The following is a 15,868-nucleotide window of genomic DNA, read 5'->3' as shown; positions in this document are numbered from 1 at the left end:
ATAGGCTGCGGGGGTGGGTCAGGTCAAATGAAGGGCGTTGACAGGACGCCTTCGCGAGCAAGCTCACTCCCACAGGACCTTTGTTTGCTGCGACAGCCATACGTCAGGCCATTTAAGGAGCAACCATGCGCACGCTTGTTTACAGCAGCCAGACCTACGACCGCGAGAGTTTTCTTGGCGCGCAGGTCGCCCCGGAAATCGAGCTGCATTTCCAGCCCGCGCGGTTGACGCTGGACACGGTGGCGCTGGCCGATCAGTACGAGGTGGTCTGCGCGTTCATCAACGATGACCTGAGCGCACCGGTGCTGGAGCAACTGGCCGCAGGCGGCACCCGATTAATAGCCCTGCGCTCGGCCGGTTTCAATCACGTTGATCTCGCCGTCGCCAAGCGGCTGGGCCTCAGCGTCGTGCGGGTTCCGGCCTACTCGCCCCATGCCGTCGCCGAACATGCGGTGGCATTGATCCTCTCGCTGAACCGCCATCTGCACCGCGCCTACAACCGCACCCGCGACGGCGATTTCAGCCTGCACGGCCTGACCGGTTTCGATCTGGTGGGCAAGACCGTCGGCGTGGTCGGCACCGGCCAGATCGGGGCGACGTTCGCGCGGATCATGGCGGGCTTCGGCTGCCAATTGCTGGCCTACGATCCGTACCCCAACCCGCGGGTCGAAGCACTGGGCGCCCGTTATCTGCCCCTCGACGAACTGCTTGCCGAAGCGCAGATCATCAGCCTGCATTGCCCGCTCAACGATCACACCCGGCACCTGATCAACCCGGATTCGCTGTCGCGCATGCAGCGCGGCGCGATGCTGATCAATACCGGGCGCGGCGCACTGGTGAACACGCCGGCGCTGATCGAGGCGCTCAAGAGCGGCCAGTTGGGCTACCTCGGGCTGGACGTTTATGAAGAGGAAGCCCAGCTGTTTTTCGAGGACCGCTCGGATCTGCCACTGCAGGACGATGTGCTGGCCCGTCTGCTGACATTCCCCAATGTGGTGATCACCGCCCATCAGGCGTTTCTGACCAAAGAGGCCCTCGGCGCGATCGCCCGGACTACGCTGGATAACATCACCGGCTGGGCGGCGGGCAGCCCGCAGAATCTGGTGCAGTAAGCATGCGTGCTGCCGGTCGCGGGGTCGTTGGCCGCGAGAATTCATCCTCTAAAGTGTTAGCATGCGCGCCTATTTGGAGACCCCCATGGCCGAACACGATTTCCGTTACAGCATGCTCACCCCGCAACACACCCTGATCGAATGCCGCAGCCTCGCCGTCGGTCGTTATCAAGTGACCGGCAACGGCGGCTCGATCAAGCCCGACGACGTGCTGCTGGTCACCGTCAAAGGCAGCAAAGAGCTGTTCATGCGCCTGAACGTCGAAAAAGTCCGCCACCTGATCAATCCGACCGGTCAGTGGGTGGCCGTCGCCAACGGCCCGGCGTTCACCGAGCTGGCGATCCATCAGTGGAAGGTGAACTGCAACGACTGCGGCAAAGAGCGCGACATCGAATTCATGGTCGACGGCAAGGACGGCAAAAAAGCCCTCAAGCCTGCCGCCACCGCGCGCATCGAGGAGCTGGGCTGGAAGGTCGTCGGCGAAAACCACCTCTGCCCTGCCTGCGCGAAGAAAGCCGCATGAAACCGCTTCTGCTGACACTGTTGGCGGCCACCCTGCTGGCGGGATGCGCCACCGAATCCCCTGCCCTCAAGCAGGACCATGGTTACGTGCTGGAATGGATCGGTGAACGGCCGTTGATCGACAACAGCCACCTGACCATGACCCTCGGCAACGACGGCCGCGCCTACGGCAATGCCGGCTGCAATCACTGGTTCGCGTCATACCAGTTGCAGGGCGATGCCATCACATTCGGCCCGGTCGGCAGTACCCGCAAACTGTGCGCGCCGGCGCTGATGGAGCAGGAACACCGATTCCTTGAAGCGATGGGCAAGGTGCAGAGGTGGGATGTGTCGCCCATCGAGCAATTGCGGCTGTGGCCGGCGCAGGGCAAACCGTTGCGGTTTTGGCTGGAAGAGGACTGAATGCATTAGGCCACGGGCATCGCCATCCTTGCGCATATAGCCGGATGCCGCAGGCCGCTCATGCAGCCCGCGCTTTGGCCGATAGCCCTTACACCGTGTTCCCTCCCATTGATGCACGACTTGCCAGGCGTGCCCGAGAGTACGGATTGGACCCTTGGAGCCCACTTGATCAGTATTTTGTCATCGCGCCTTGAGCTGGTTCGACGCTTTGCCCGCACTCGGCGGAGCAAACCGGCTCGTTATGCGGGCGCACTTCTGATAGTGATGCTGTGCTGCGCGCTTCGTTCGCTGCTTCCCTTCACCGCCCTGCCCTACCTGTTTTTCATTCCCGGATTGATGTTCATCGGCTTCTGCTTCGGGGTCGGGCCATCCGCTTTTGGTTGCGTGCTTGCGGTTCTCACTGCGCAATATTTTTTCATCGGCGAAATCGGTTTCAACGACGGGTTTTCGACCTGGGCCAGCAGCGCGAGCTTCGCATTGGTGACCTTCGGCATGTCAGTCATCTGCGCATTGTTCCAGAAGAGCTTGAACGCGCTTTCCGATCTCAATGATCGTCTGGAGCTTGAGGTTGAGCGGCGCACCCTTGAGCGGGATGGCATCTGGAATGTCTCCCCCGACCTGATCTGCATGCTGTCCGAACGTGGCGAAGTCGTTGCGATGAATCCCTCCTGGCAAACCGAGACGGGACACGCCGAACATGCACTCAAAGACGGGGCATTTTTCAGCTTTATCTCTCCTTCGCAGTTGTCCGATGCCTTGCGCAGACTCAGCGAGCTGCCGGTCGCTGAGCTCGATAGCCAGGGCCCGCGCAGCAATGGGACGCCGTTGCACCTGAACTGGCGAATTGCACGTCGCGAGGGGCATTATTTCGCGGTGGCCCGAGACATCTCTCTTCAAAAAGAACGCGAGGAAGCGTTCGAAGAGGTCAGGTCGCAATTACAGCAAAGTCAGAAAATGGAAGCGGTCGGTCAGCTGACCGGCGGTCTGGCCCATGACTTCAACAACCTGCTGACAGTGATCACCAGCAGCCTGGACATGCTCGAACAACGCCTTGCCCAAGGCAGGCACGCCGAACTTCAACGATACGTGGGTCTGGCCCGCAATGCCTCCGATCGCGCCGCCTCCCTCACCCATCGTCTGTTGGCCTATGCAAGGCGCCAGACACTGGCAAGTACGGTCATCGATCCGGCCTTATTGGTTCAGGAAATGGAGGACCTGATCAGCAGAACGCTGACCCCTCGTATAGAGCTGGAGGTACTGGCGGCCAAGGACGCGGTGCTGTGCTTTTGCGACGCGCACCAGTTGGAAAACGCGCTACTGAACCTGTGCATCAATGCGCGCGACGCCATGCCGCAAGGTGGCCGGCTACAGATTGAGGTCACCGCTGTGCGCATCGAGCCGGCGCAAGCCACCGGGACGCTGAGCGCAGGTGGATATGCACGTTTCAGTGTCAGCGATACCGGCACAGGTATGCCGCGCAGCGTGCTCGATCGTGCATTCGATCCGTTCTTCACAACCAAGCCACTGGGTTCCGGCACTGGCCTGGGGCTTTCGATGGTCCACGGCTTTGCCCGACAATCATCCGGGGACGTCCAGATCGAGTCGCAGGTAGGTAAAGGCACGACGGTGAACCTGTTTCTGCCCTTGCATCAAGGTACGGCACCGGCTCCAGGGGTCGTCTTGCCAACGGCGGCCGAGGACAAGGCTCACACGCTGAGCGGGTCCATATTGGTGGTCGACGATGAGGACGCCATCCGCGATCTGATCAGTGAGACACTGTTGGACATGGGCTATCAGGTCGCCAGGGCGGCAACCGCTGCGCAGGCGCTACAGCAGCTAGAGCGACTGCCTGAGGTCAGCTTGCTCATCACCGATATCGGTCTGGCGGGCGGCATGAGTGGCGATGAATTAGCCGTAGCCGCGCTGGATGCGCGACCCACGCTCAAGGTCTTGTTCATCTCCGGTTTCGCCGAAAACAGCATCCCTGCGATCGCCTTGAAAAGCGGCCAGACTGAATTGCTGCTCAAGCCTTTCGCAATGAAACACCTCAAGACGCTGACCCAGCAATTACTGACGTCAGGCTGAACCCACTCACCTTTAGAGCCTGGGAGCAATCATCGGGTCGCCGGCAATGGCTGGAACTCGCCGCGCTCAAGGTTTTGCACCTTATTGCCCATGGCGTCTGTGGCATTGAGATCCGCGCCTTTGGCGGCCAGTGCGTCAAGCACATCCTTGCGATGGAACAGCGCCGCGTACATGGCCGCCGTTTGCCCCGCGTTATTGCGTTGATCGGGCGCGCAATTAGCGGCGACCAGTTGCCGAGCAATGCTGAGTTCGCCTTTGAAGATCGCCCCCATCAACGCTGTGTTGCCCCTGAGGTCTTTGGCGCAGGGATCAGCGCCAGCGTTGAGCAGTTGGGTGACGGCAGGTTGTTGGCCGTGGTAAGCGGCGAGAATCAGGGCGGTGTAGCCTTTTTCGTCCTGTACGTTCAGGTCGAATTTGGCATTGATGAATTCGTTGAGCATGTCTTGTCGGCCCTCTCGGGCGGCTTGAAAAAACAGCTCTTTCAGTTGCGTCTGGGTGTCGGCGGTGCTGCCGGTATCTGACGGCCCGGCGTGGACCACGCTCGCGGTCAGACACAGCAACAACGCGTAAAAGGTTCTGTGCATGTGTTGTCCTCCAAGAGGTGATGTCCTCAAAAGCCTCGGCCCGCTGTGCCAACGGGCCGAGGGGGTCGGTCAGTCCTTCAGTGCAGCGGCCAGCTGCTTGACCTTGGCCAGGTCGCCATTGGCAACCTTGGTCACGCCGGTGCCGTATTCCGGATCGGCCTTGTAGAGGTACGACAGCATGATGTTCTTGCTTTCGGTATCGGTGGTCGCCAGGGATTCACCAAAACTCTGAATCAGGTCCTTGCGGTCCTTCTCGCTGTAAGAACGATACAAATCGCCCGCCTGTTTGAAGTTTTGTTCCTTCTGAGTCTTGGCCTGTTGTGTGCTGCCGGTCAGTGGCAGTTGGCTGTAGCGCGCCTCTTCAGCCGCTGGACGCGGATTGAGTCGGCTTGGCTCGTAGTTCACGCCGGTAGTGGTATGACCGGTATTGAGCGCGCCGTCCTGGTTGCCGTTGTTGACCTTGACCCGTGGCGCGTTGATCGGGAGGCTCAGCACGTTAGTGCCCACGCGATAGAGCTGGGTGTCAGCGTAGGAAAATACCCGGCCTTGCAGCAGGCGGTCTTCCGAAGGCTCGATACCCGGCACAACGTTGGCGGGCGCCATGGCGACCTGCTCGGTTTCCTGGAAGTAGTTATCCACATTCTTGTTCAGGACCATCTGGCCGATTTTGCGCTCGGGAATATTGGGCCAGATTTTGGTGGCGTCCAGCGGGTCGAAGTCAAACTTCGCCAGGTCCTCAGGCTTGACCACCTGGACGTACAGGTCCCACTTCGGAAAGTCGCCCTTGTTGATGGCGGCAACCAGATCGTTGGTCAGGTGGCTGTAGTCCTTGGACTGCACTTCAGCGACCTGCTTGGGATCGAGGTTTTTCAGGCCTTGCAGGCTTTTCCAGTGGAACTTCACATAGTTGACTTCGCCCTTGGCGTTTACCAGTTTGTAGGCGTGCACGCCGTTGCCATCCATGGTGCGATAGCTGGCCGGTGTGCCTTCGTTGGAGTACAGCAACGTCAGCGTGCGGGTGGCTTCCGGGACGTGGGAGAAGAAGTCGAAACGTCGGGAGTCGTCATCCAGGTTGGTGCGCGGGTCAGGCTTGAAAGCGTGGACCATGTCCGGGAACTTGATCGCGTCACGGATGAAAAACGTCGGGAAGTTGTTACCGACCAGGTCCCAATTGCCGTCGGCGGTGTAGAACTTGGTGGCGAAGCCGCGGGGGTCACGCAGGGTTTCAGGGGAGTGGTTGCCGTGGACAACGGCTGAAAACCGTACGAACACCGGGGTGTGCTCGCCCTTGCTGAAGACCTTGGCTTTGCTCAGGTCGGAGGCGTCGTCGGAGGCAACGAATTCGCCATGCACGCCCGTACCGCGAGCATGCACGACACGCTCCGGAATGCGTTCACGATCAAAGCGCTGGAGCTTTTGCAGCAATTGCACATCTTGCAGAAGGACCGGGCCGTTGGGGCCGGCGGTTTGGGAGTTCTGGTTGTCGCCAACGGCGGCGCCGTTGTCGCGGGTCAGGGTGTCTGCGTACGCTGCAGAACTGACCATCAGGCTCGCGCCAATCAGGCTGGCGGCGATAGGGGATCGGGGTAAGTACATCTCGGTCTCTCTCTCTGTTTTTGGTTGTTCTGAGAGTAGAAGCCTACGGTCCGAGCCCGCCATTCCTGAATTGGTTCTGACTATGTCCTTGATAAATTAAAAAATGTTGACGTGCAGACGGTCCTGGTCGGTCCGCTCGGCACTGAATGGGTTGCGGTTCTGGCTGGAAGAGGACTGACTGCCTTAGCCCACGGGCATCGCCATTCTGCGCCGCAATAACTGCTTGCCCGCCCCCTGCCCTCTAAGCTCGACATAGTGATAAGTCGCGCTGGAAATCGTCACGACCACCGCCAGAATCAGCAACACCATCAGGTTATTCAGCCAAGCATGCCCGGTGTCCAGGTAGCGAATTTCACCCAGCATCGGCGCAGCGTCAAAGCCGGTTTTTTTCTGCACCACCATAAAGGCCAAAATAACAAAGAACAGTATGGCCAGATGGGTCAGGTAGATGGAGTAGGACAACCGTCCCAGACGTGCGAAGAATTCATACTTGAGCACGCGGGACAGCGCCCCGCCATCGAAGGCAAACACCACGATGGTCAGGCAGAACACTGCGCTGGCTGCCAATACCTTTTGCGACAACTCAGAGGTCAGCACCCACCAGATGGCGAGCGCTGCCAGGGCTTCCAGCACGCTGAGCACCCCAAAGCCAGGGGCAATCCAGCGTCTTGAGCAGGTGAAAAAGGCGTAGGCCAATGCCCCGGCAAAGAAACAGCCCACGCCTTTTTGCGCGTAGACGGTCAGGACATCGATCTGGCGGTAAAGCAGCGCAAATCCGCAAAGAGCGATGACGGCCCACAGCAGGTATCGCAGCGTGGAAGCCATCAACACAGTCGCGGCGAACAACATGTAGGTCCAGTACTCGATGCTGATGCTCCAGGACGCGGTGTTGAATGACAGGTTTTCCGTCAGGTGCGTCCAGCTTTGCACCAGCAGAAGATTGGGCAGGATCTGCGACGGCGCGTAGATGCCGGTAAAAGGCGTTTGATTGAAGGAAAAGCCACGCTTGTAGGCGGCGTACTTGAGGAATTCCAGGCCAATGAAGACCGCCAGCATGAACACGTGCAGGGGCAACAGGCGGAAGGTGCGCGAAATCAGGAAGTGACTGAAGTCCAGTTGACGCTTGCTGCCGTAGGCGTGCGCCATGACGAGACCGCTGAGAACAAAGAAGAACTCGACGAACAAGTCGGCATTGGCGAAGAAGGCCCACTCCGTGATGCTGCCGACAAGATGGGTGTGGTAAAGGACGACCGCTATTGCGCAGATACCGCGCAGGCTGTCCAGCGCGTGAAATCGTTTGACATCCTGCATGTAAACCCCCGATAAGTTGCCATCGCTCGAAAGCGCCTAAAGCAACCCGTCGGGGTTCGGTCGCGTACTACCTAAGGCAGAACCATAGTGCAGGGACGGTTTTGTGCAAGGAGCGGGGGTCGAAGACTTTTCTTGGCGAGGGGTAAGGGTTTGTTGCAGGCCCCCACCCAAGTCAGTCTTGTCTCGTCAGAGGCCAGCCTGGGCCGTCACCGATACCCCCGCGCCTGAATGTCGAAGAGGCCGGCATAGCGCCCGCCGCACGCCATCAGTTGCACGTGGGTGCCTTGCTCCAGAATCCGACCCTGATCCAGCACGATGATGTGGTCGGCGTTGCGCACGCTGGAGAATCGGTGAGAGATCAGCAGCGTCATGCGCCCCTTGGCGTACTCGCGGAAGTGCTCGAATACGGCAGCCTCGGCCGCTGCGTCGAGGGCGGCCGTCGGTTCGTCCAGAATCAGCAGATCGGCCCCGCGGCGCATGTAGGCCCGCGACAGCGCCAGCTTTTGCCATTGCCCGCCGGACAGTTCCTGCCCACCCACGAACCAGCGCCCCAGCTGCGTGTGATAGCCGTTGCTCAAGCGCTCGATGAATTCGGCGGCGATCCCTTGAGTGGCCGCTTCGCGCCAACGGTCCTGGTCATCGAAAGCGTCGACGTCACCCACCCCAAGGTTTTCGCCGACTGTCATCTGGTAGCGGATGTAGTCCTGAAAGATCACCCCGATGCGCTGGTGCAAAGCCTGTTCGTCCCAGTCCTGCAAATCGCTGCCGTCCAGCAGGATCCGGCCCTCGTCAGGGGTATAGAGCCGGGTGAGCAGCTTGATCAAGGTGGTTTTGCCCGAGCCGTTTTCGCCCACCAGGGCCAGGCTCATGCCGGGCGTCAGGTGCAGGCTGATGTCGCTGAGCGTGGCGTGCGCTGCACCCGGGTAGCGGAACCCCAGGCCCTCGCAGCGCAGGCCGTCGCCCGGGCGTGCACCGGCCTTGAGCGTGCCGCGTACAGGTGCCACCGGCACCCCGAGGTATTCGTAGAGGTCGGACAGGTACAGGCCATCCTCGTACAAACCGGCAATCGCGCTGAGGCTGGCAGTGATGGCGACCTGGCCTTGCTTGAACAGCACCAGGTACATCGTCATCTGGCCCAGTGTGGTCTGGCCGCGCACGGTGTCCAGTACCACCCAGGCGTAGGCCACGTAGAACGCGGCAGTGCCCAATAGCCCGAGGACAAAGCCCCAGACGTCGCGTCGCACGGTGAGCCGACGGTCTTCGGCGTACAGCCGCGTGAAGTTGTCGCGGTAGCGTTGCAGCAACAACGGCGCCATGCCGAACAGCTTGACCTCCTTGGTGTGCGACTCATGGGACAGCAGTGCTTCCAGGTAATTTTGATGGCGGGTTTCCGGGGCGCGACGTTGAAACAGGCGGAAGGCATTACCGGAAAAATGCGTCTCGGCGAAGAACACCGGCAGCGCACCGAACACCAGGATCAAGAGCGCCCAAGGGGAAAAATGCACCAGCAGCACCGCGAAGCTGACCAGCGAGATAAGGTTTTGCGTAAGCCCCAGGCCTTTTGTGACGAAGCCCAGTGGCCGGGCCGACGCATCCCGGCGCACGCGCACCAGCTTGTCGTAAAAGGCTGAGTCTTCGAACTGCAGCAGCGAAAGGGTCTGGGCCTTTTCCAGGATCATCAGGTTGACCTTCTGCCCCAACTGCACCCGCAGGAGCGCTTGTTGCATTGAAAGCGCCCGTTGCGCCGCGGCCAGCAACGCCAATACGCCCGCCTCGGCCAGCACGTAACGCAGGACAGGCCATACCGGCGCCTGGCTGCCACTGCCATGGATCTGCATCGCCTGAACCACCGCATCGACGATCCGCTGGCCGATCCAGGCGGCAAGCGCGGGTAAGATGCCGGCGATCAGCGTCGCCACGATCAAGCCGCTGAACAAGGGGCGGGAAGTCGCCCAGACCAGGCCGACCGCCCTGCCGCTCTGGGTTGAAAATGCAGTCAAACGATTGAACAACGACATTAAAGGCCCAGGCTCCGGGTTGTCAGTGACGGGTGATTGTACCGGCTAGTTCGGCACGTTCTGTCGATCTTGTTCATAGCTGTCCAGATGATCAGGGGCGATTCAGGCCTTGGATACAACAACACACCATTGAATTAGAGCGGTACAACCGGGCAAACACACCTAGACTACCGCTGTATCGGAAGCGGGAACCCGCAGACAGTGGCCCAGTCCAACTGCACGACAAACCAGCATGGGCTCATGACAGTGTTATCAACCGTTTTAGTGGTGGAAGACGACTGGCTCATCCGCAGTTTGATCCACGAAATTTTAGAGACGGAAGGCTTCGAGGTCGTAACAGCAGAGACAGGCGACGACGCCTGGGAATGGTTGTGCGAGACCTCAGGAGGGGCGGATCTCATCCTGTCTGATATTCATATGCCGGGGGGGCTGAGCGGTATCGGCCTGGCCAATCGGGTGCAAGCTCATTGGCCCCGCATCCCCGTGATCTTGTCCTCGGGGGGACGAGGGCAACAAATCCTGGAGTCTGGATATGCCCCACTGTTCATCCCCAAACCTTGGCACTCCCTCGACATAGGTACGATTTGTCGGCGCGCATTAGCCCTGGCCATAAACCGACAGTGATCCTGCCGATCCCAGGGCGTTTGCGTTGGAGAGTCTTTTTCCGAACCACTGCTTTTCAGACCTCAACCTGGTTCAAGGAACCAGGGGGTTGAATGAAGCGAGGGCTAGCGGGCAATCATGCCGGCTGCCTGCTCAGTGGCTTCAGTGGTGCGCGTTGCCAACTTGCGAACCTCGTCGGCAACCACTGCGAAGCCCCGACCCGCCTCCCCCGCACGTGCAGCCTCAATAGCCGCATTCAGGGCTAAAAGGTTGGTCTGGCTGGCGATGCTCTGGATCGTCCCCACGATTTGGGACAGTTGCTCGATATTGTGCTCAAGCGTCTGCTGATGCTTGACCTCTGTTTCCCTCAGAACTTCCTGCTCGTGCTGCAAGTTGACGTCCACAAGGGCACCGACTACGCGCACAGGCAGGCCGGCGGGGTCACGCCTGGTCTGGCCTCGCGCACGGAACCACCGATATTCGCCGCTTTTCATCCTCAGCCGGTACTCGATATCAAAGGGTGTCTTGCCTGATCGGTCATTCAGATGAGCCCCGAAAGCGCTGAGGCTTCTGTCCTTGTCATCCGGGTGCAACCTGGATGCCCAGCTGTCCAAGACATCTGGAAACTCCTCGACCGTTTCGAAGCCCAGCAACCGACGGAACTGGGGTGACCACCAGAACGGGTTTTTGGGATTTACAGGGTCTCCGGCAATGACCTCCATATCCCACAGCCCATCCGAGAGCATCTCCCGCGCCAGCTCGAATCTGGTGATGATGACGTCATGCTCCTGGTCCCGCTCCAGTTGGTCATGGATATCCCGGAGCGAGCCGGCGACACGGATGGGCGTGCCTCGCTCGTCGCGGAGTGTCTCACCCTGTGCGTGGAACCAACGATACGAACCGTCTTTCATGGCGAGCCGGTTATTGACTTTGTACGGGGTCATTCCGGACTTGTCGTTGAGATGACGAGCGAAGGCGTCGAGCGTTGCCTGCTTGTCCTGCGGATGGAGCCGATCCGCCCAACTGGCGAGCACATTCGGAAAATCCCTTTCGTCTTTGAAGCCCAGAAGGCTGCGGAATTGCTGCGACCACCAAAAGCGATTGCCGGGATTGACGGGGTCGCCGGCCACGACCTCCATGTCCCAAAGACCTTCACTGGATGCGCGATTGACGAGATCGAATCGGATCTCGTGCGCTGACGCGGAGGCTGCTGATTCGCGAAGCAACTCGCGGGCATCCTCAAGCTCCTTCTCGAGCAGGCCGATGCGGGATTGATATTGATCATGAGAGGACTGGATCAGGCGCCAGGCATCCAGGACCGCTGGACCTTCTTTGCACTGGGCGACCTCAGGATCGTTGCCGCTCATGATCGAGGCCAGCAATTGCTTCAGCGCGCGACGATCACGGCGAAGAAGGAAAAAATTGGACATGTTGTACACACTCGAAATGCGTGACGGGCCTCCTCCATGGCACCTTGCCATTCATATCGTCTTCAGCGACCAAAACTTTATCGGCCTGGCTGAATAAATGGCCGTCAACTCGCTGAAATTGTTCAGTAATAGGGGCCACGCTTGCGAGGTGTGTTTCAAACGAGCTGCGCGGAGGGAGCAACGGCCAGATCTGATATCCAGCCTTGGGGTGCCCCTGCTGACCAAGCCGCTTGCGGCGCTGGAAGCTACTCCCATCAGGCCGTGTCGGGGCAGATGATCACGCAGGAATGATCGAGATCTTGCCGTTTCGCTCGAGGATCGCGTACTTGATCTGCTCCACCCGCTCGAAGCCCTGCTCTATTCTGGCGGCCTCCAGGATGTCGTCCTCCTGGACACGGGCCTCGTGCATGCGATGGCGCAGGAACGCGCCGTTTTCAACGATGATCGTCGGCCCCCCATCGATCAGCTTGGCCAAGCGTTTGGAGCGCCGCTTGACGAGGGAAAGCCCGATGTCGATCACCATCAACGTCACAATCACCAGAATCGCATTGGTCACGGAGAAGTCATCGCCCAGCAGCGCTTGCTGGGTGGCTTCGCCAATGACCATCAGCAGCACAAAATCAAACGACGTCAGCTCGCCCAATGATCGTCGGCCAGAAATCTTGAAGAGCACCATCAGTGCAAGGTAAATCGCACCCGCGCGTAGTACGGCATCCATTGAGCACCTATGGGTAGATGAACTGAGTGAGGGGAATGTGGCCGCCGCCCACGACGCTGATCTGGCTTTTAAACAGCCCGATGCCGTCGCTGCGCCATGAAATGAAGAGCGTGACTTGACCACTCTTGTCGGTAGGGAACGTAAGACTCAAACCTTGGGGGCTGCCCACGGAGCGGACCGGCTGCGGCTGGATAGACTCGATGCTGAAGCCATCCAGCATGGGCTTGCTGATCGACAGCGTAATTTCTTTGCCCGGCTGCCCCGCGGCCTGAACGATCATCGGATTGGTCCCGCCGGCGCGGTGGAAACGCTCGTACTGCACCGTCAGGTCACCCTGCTCACTCACCGTTTCGAGCGAACTGAGCGGGCCTCTGGAAAACAAACCGAGCAATGTCAGGATGACAACCGCCGTCAGCACATACCAGCCCACCCTCTGGAACCGCCAGACTTTACGCTGCAGCGTAAGGTCCTCGGCTACGGGGTGTACACGGTCCTGCATTTCCTGCTCTAAGAGGCTCATACGCATCACTCGTCGGGACTAGCGATGTGACCGCTTCGGTCTTTGGGAAGTTCTGGTGGGGTAAGCGTGCGCTGCTGATTGCTTGGGGTGTTTGAGGCGGTGAGCTCGTCTTTGGAGTCGGCGGTTCGAACAGGCTAGGGGCTGCTTTGGGTCGACAGCAGCCCCTCACATAGGCAGCTATCGACCCAAAGCAGACGTCGAGCGCCCTAATTATGTTCTGCAGGAATTTAATTCCGATGCGTTCATGCCTAACGTTCAGTCGCGTTCACACCAAAAAACCGAAGAATGCATCCCCAGTTCATTGTAGCCATCGTACTGGTTAACCTATCGGCCCAACTTTACTGATGCACTACCCGGCCCATGCCCATGTCCATGCCAGCATGGAGTAGCAAACTAGACCGCGCCAACGCCAACAAGGGGTGTTCCGACACCCGACTGTGGATCTCACCTCGAGAGGACCTTACCGGGGTGGGACGAGACCTTTGCGAGCCTTCGCGATTCCTATCTTCGAATTAAAATACAAAGTGGTCGTATATTTTTGAAGGTTTATCTTATCTATCTATATTTTTAGGGGCAATTTTCGCGGTAATGTAAGCGTCTATCCATCCTCTCCATTGATCGTAAAAAGGTCCACTTTGCAGGCTGTAATTAATATCGAGCGCCGTTCCGTCCGAGTTAACCGATGCTGATGCTCCATTGGATGGCGAGTTATTTAAACTTTGATAGTCAATTTTCACGACGGACTGAAAAACGAAACCATCCGGAGCCTTTATAGTGTCGTGAAAATTCGTACTTGTCACATGAATGCCGTGTTTATCCAGCGTTTTTGAGTAGGGGAATATGCGAAGCTGAATCGATGGCGCTTGTTTGTTAGGCGTAACTTTCTCAAGAATAACTGGGACTGAGGCTGTAACATCGCGATCTATAGATTCACTAAACCCTGAAGGCATAACATCAACACTGCCTCCGTCATTGTTAATAAAAGCAGTTCCCGTAATTCCGGCATAGTCAAATGTGACACCTTCTACCGAAACTACACGATAACCTTCTGGTGGTCGGACTCTAGCATGCATCATTCTGATTTGTATTGCCATCGGGAGGGACCCTAAGATACCTCCAGCTGAAGCGAATGTATGTGTCTGCACTTCTACCGGGTTTTTCAGTACTGTTCTGAATTCAGGGTTTAGTAATTTATTACAATCAGGGTCGTAGCTAACCCCTAACAAACTTATCGCATTTTCCCCCAATATTTCAATAGCTCTAGCCATAGGGACTGCTAGCGTTGAAGATTTCATTCGTTCGCCATCTATTTCTCGCTCGCCTATTGCTATTCCGAAAACCATTCCTAGTTCGTTGAAAAGTGGCCCTCCGCTGTTGCCCTTGTTTATGGCGGCATCAATTATCAGATTAGACGTTGGCCCAGCTCCATTTGCCACTCTCCCATAGGAAGACGTCAAGGGCCGATCACCACCTTGATAACCTTGGATTTCAAATTCCGGTTTAGGTTTGCTTTTTTTATCGTAGCCATCGCAAAGACGTAAAAAAGGTTTTAACGTACCCTCATCTAGGGTTTTCAAAAGAGCTACATCGTAGGGGTATTGTTTTGCATAGATGACTTTAAGATTAAATGGTGGGTCTACCGCCCGTAGCTCATCACCAAATTTTTCCGGCAAGTAACCTTCAATTTGGAAGCCATCTTCATCAAAAATATCTTTGTCTGGAAAATTATGCCCCACTGATAATATTAGGCCGTCAGGTGAAACCATAAATCCAGTACCCCACTCGTCATGATCAATAGTGCCTTTTGCATTTGCCACCTTCAGTGTGCCGGATACGCGAATCCTAACAACAGATGACCACGCTTCACTGGAGATCTCTCCAAAAGCAGGTAAAATCGAGAGCGCTATGGCTACCGACAGAAAATGCCTAAGCATGGAGCTGTTCTTCTGTCCGGTAGGATAACAACTTAAGTATTGGCCCATCTTTTAACAGCGACTTGCGGCTAATAGTGTGCCGTACTGGAGTCCCTTCGAATTGATTCCCCCCTAAGACAAGAACTTTGCTTCCTTGGTCAGCCAGAAAGAAGCCGACATGCCCATGATTTGGAGATTTCACATTTTGAAAAACAACAATGTCACCGGGCCTGGGAGAATTAGTAGGTTCCCCCCAGTTTTTGAACGACAATGCACGCGCACTTTGGGTGCGATGACTGGCGCCAGCTGGAGGTGTCTTCCCTGTTTGGGAAGTCATTAGGCAATAGTTTATGAATGCGGCACACCACGCCGTTGTGTCGCCTCTAGGCTTCGATTGCGTTGCTTTGAAAAATTCGACGATTACTGGGTTCCAACGAACAGGCCAAGCGGTGGCGTATGGTCTGCGTTCCTCTCCAAAATTACCTTGGCCAACATTGTGAAAATACAGTGCAATCTCTATCGGAGTGCAGTTCTTAGGTATGTCGTTCAGTACTAACATAGCTAGTTTCACTTCTTGGGCTGTTGCTGGATCAGTGCCGAAAGGGGTGTAACTAGAAAGTTGGTCATTGTTTATAGATGGCTGGTCCTTAAACTTGCCCAAGCTTGACGGAATGATAGGTTCCTGAGTATCCGCTTGTGCTAGTGAAACCCAGTCGGGGTCAGTGGCGAAGCTGAATCGGGGGAGGATGGCGGCTAACGTGCTAGCGACAAGAACGTCACGTCTAGAAAGTGTCATGAGAGATCCCTCTGGTGCCGTGAAGGGGTGTGCATGGACCCAATACGGCTTGAATCGGGTATCTGATTTATTGGTATAGCAGAGGGTTCTTCAATTTGCTCACACGCGAGGGAGTCGGATACCCACAGCTGCCACGCAGCGATAGGGGCGGCAGAATAGCAGCGTTGTAGAAGGCCTTCATTTACACCGTTATTCGTCAGCTATATGAGGTCAGCGAGCAAAAGATGATCAGGCTGATCGGGTCGTAATTCTGATAAG

The 15,868-nt window shown here is 57.5% G+C and carries 13 protein-coding genes and 2 pseudogenes; 5 read left to right on the top strand and 10 right to left on the bottom strand.

Features of this window, described 5'->3' with window-relative positions:
• The first annotated feature begins 125 nt into the window (after window positions 1–125).
• The 4 genes from M1E04_RS06915 (at window position 126) to M1E04_RS06900 (ending at window position 4,121) form a co-directional block, all read left to right on the top strand.
• The gene (locus M1E04_RS06915; RefSeq protein ID WP_456292631.1) at window positions 126–1,112 is read left to right on the top strand and encodes a 2-hydroxyacid dehydrogenase; all 987 of its coding nucleotides are present in this window, start codon (window positions 126–128) and stop codon (window positions 1,110–1,112) included.
• A gap of 85 nt (window positions 1,113–1,197) precedes the next feature.
• Entirely contained in the window at window positions 1,198–1,635 is a 438-nt protein-coding gene (locus M1E04_RS06910) for a hypothetical protein (protein WP_065992852.1), read from the top strand.
• The gene (locus tag M1E04_RS06905) at window positions 1,632–2,036 is read left to right on the top strand and encodes an META domain-containing protein (RefSeq protein WP_296309909.1); all 405 of its coding nucleotides are present in this window, start codon (window positions 1,632–1,634) and stop codon (window positions 2,034–2,036) included. Before M1E04_RS06910 ends, M1E04_RS06905 begins: the two co-directional genes overlap by 4 nt.
• Before the next feature lie 60 nt (window positions 2,037–2,096).
• The gene (locus M1E04_RS06900; protein ID WP_456292630.1) at window positions 2,097–4,121 is read left to right on the top strand and encodes an ATP-binding protein; all 2,025 of its coding nucleotides are present in this window, start codon (window positions 2,097–2,099) and stop codon (window positions 4,119–4,121) included.
• Window positions 4,122–4,150: 29 nt separating this feature from the next.
• Here M1E04_RS06900 and M1E04_RS06895 read toward each other — a convergent pair whose 3' ends face one another.
• The 4 genes from M1E04_RS06895 to M1E04_RS06880 all read right to left on the bottom strand — a co-directional run bounded on the left by M1E04_RS06895 (window position 4,151) and on the right by M1E04_RS06880 (window position 9,630).
• The gene (locus M1E04_RS06895; protein WP_369318681.1) at window positions 4,151–4,705 is read right to left on the bottom strand and encodes an ankyrin repeat domain-containing protein; all 555 of its coding nucleotides are present in this window, start codon (window positions 4,703–4,705) and stop codon (window positions 4,151–4,153) included.
• Between the two features lie 69 nt (window positions 4,706–4,774).
• On the bottom strand, window positions 4,775–6,250 hold the full coding sequence (katB, locus tag M1E04_RS06890) for a catalase KatB (protein WP_065993239.1): 1,476 nt from the start codon (window positions 6,248–6,250) through the stop codon (window positions 4,775–4,777).
• A gap of 234 nt (window positions 6,251–6,484) precedes the next feature.
• Window positions 6,485–7,612 (bottom strand): acyltransferase family protein, encoded by a 1,128-nt coding sequence (locus M1E04_RS06885; RefSeq protein WP_456292629.1) that lies wholly within the window; start codon window positions 7,610–7,612, stop codon window positions 6,485–6,487.
• Window positions 7,613–7,818: 206 nt separating this feature from the next.
• Window positions 7,819–9,630 carry an ABC transporter ATP-binding protein gene (locus tag M1E04_RS06880; protein WP_456292628.1) on the bottom strand — a complete coding sequence of 604 codons (1,812 nt, stop codon included), beginning with the start codon at window positions 9,628–9,630 and terminating at the stop codon, window positions 7,819–7,821.
• Between the two features lie 201 nt (window positions 9,631–9,831).
• Between M1E04_RS06880 and M1E04_RS06875 the strand changes: the two genes are divergently transcribed.
• Window positions 9,832–10,254, top strand: coding sequence for a response regulator (locus tag M1E04_RS06875; protein WP_083233264.1), 423 nt, complete (start codon window positions 9,832–9,834; stop codon window positions 10,252–10,254).
• A 137-nt stretch (window positions 10,255–10,391) separates the two neighbouring features.
• On the opposite strand, the pseudogene M1E04_RS06870 reads toward M1E04_RS06875, so the two are convergent.
• From M1E04_RS06870 to M1E04_RS06845, 6 genes and pseudogenes are all read right to left on the bottom strand, one after another.
• Window positions 10,392–10,571: pseudogene (locus M1E04_RS06870) on the bottom strand (methyl-accepting chemotaxis protein); the annotation flags it as partial.
• A gap of 129 nt (window positions 10,572–10,700) precedes the next feature.
• Window positions 10,701–11,372 (bottom strand): annotated as a pseudogene (locus M1E04_RS06865) (PAS domain-containing protein); the annotation flags it as partial.
• Window positions 11,373–11,940: 568 nt separating this feature from the next.
• On the bottom strand, window positions 11,941–12,381 hold the full coding sequence (locus M1E04_RS06860) for a DUF421 domain-containing protein (RefSeq protein ID WP_065992844.1): 441 nt from the start codon (window positions 12,379–12,381) through the stop codon (window positions 11,941–11,943).
• Between the two features lie 7 nt (window positions 12,382–12,388).
• Window positions 12,389–12,901: a hypothetical protein gene (locus tag M1E04_RS06855; protein ID WP_456292627.1), complete on the bottom strand. Its 513-nt coding sequence runs from the start codon at window positions 12,899–12,901 to the stop codon at window positions 12,389–12,391.
• A gap of 551 nt (window positions 12,902–13,452) precedes the next feature.
• The gene (locus M1E04_RS06850; protein WP_192133892.1) at window positions 13,453–14,835 is read right to left on the bottom strand and encodes a S1 family peptidase; all 1,383 of its coding nucleotides are present in this window, start codon (window positions 14,833–14,835) and stop codon (window positions 13,453–13,455) included.
• Entirely contained in the window at window positions 14,828–15,151 is a 324-nt protein-coding gene (locus M1E04_RS06845; protein WP_456293154.1) for a CHAP domain-containing protein, read from the bottom strand. The genes M1E04_RS06850 and M1E04_RS06845 overlap by 8 nt, the downstream gene beginning before the upstream one ends.
• Window positions 15,152–15,868: the final 717 nt, after the last annotated feature.

It is taken from the genome of Pseudomonas sp. AK106 (genome assembly GCF_053903055.1).
Note: the sequence above shows the minus strand (reverse complement) of the source record. Positions and strands in the feature narration are given on the sequence as shown.

Bases quoted from the DNA above. Each gene is read 5' to 3' on its own strand.
- M1E04_RS06915 (WP_456292631.1), top strand. From the start codon at position 126: ATGCGCACGCTTGTTTACAGCAGCCAGACCTACGACCGCGAGAGTTTT.
- M1E04_RS06910 (WP_065992852.1), top strand. From the start codon at position 1,198: ATGGCCGAACACGATTTCCGTTACAGCATGCTCACCCCGCAACACACC.
- M1E04_RS06905 (WP_296309909.1), top strand. From the start codon at position 1,632: ATGAAACCGCTTCTGCTGACACTGTTGGCGGCCACCCTGCTGGCGGGA.
- M1E04_RS06900 (WP_456292630.1), top strand. From the start codon at position 2,097: ATGCAGCCCGCGCTTTGGCCGATAGCCCTTACACCGTGTTCCCTCCCA.
- M1E04_RS06895 (WP_369318681.1), bottom strand. From the start codon at position 4,705: ATGCACAGAACCTTTTACGCGTTGTTGCTGTGTCTGACCGCGAGCGTG.
- katB (WP_065993239.1), bottom strand. From the start codon at position 6,250: ATGGTCAGTTCTGCAGCGTACGCAGACACCCTGACCCGCGACAACGGC.
- M1E04_RS06885 (WP_456292629.1), bottom strand. From the start codon at position 7,612: ATGCAGGATGTCAAACGATTTCACGCGCTGGACAGCCTGCGCGGTATC.
- M1E04_RS06880 (WP_456292628.1), bottom strand. From the start codon at position 9,630: ATGTCGTTGTTCAATCGTTTGACTGCATTTTCAACCCAGAGCGGCAGG.
- M1E04_RS06860 (WP_065992844.1), bottom strand. From the start codon at position 12,381: ATGGATGCCGTACTACGCGCGGGTGCGATTTACCTTGCACTGATGGTG.
- M1E04_RS06855 (WP_456292627.1), bottom strand. From the start codon at position 12,901: ATGAGCCTCTTAGAGCAGGAAATGCAGGACCGTGTACACCCCGTAGCC.
- M1E04_RS06850 (WP_192133892.1), bottom strand. From the start codon at position 14,835: ATGCTTAGGCATTTTCTGTCGGTAGCCATAGCGCTCTCGATTTTACCT.
- M1E04_RS06845 (WP_456293154.1), bottom strand. From the start codon at position 15,151: ATGACTTCCCAAACAGGGAAGACACCTCCAGCTGGCGCCAGTCATCGC.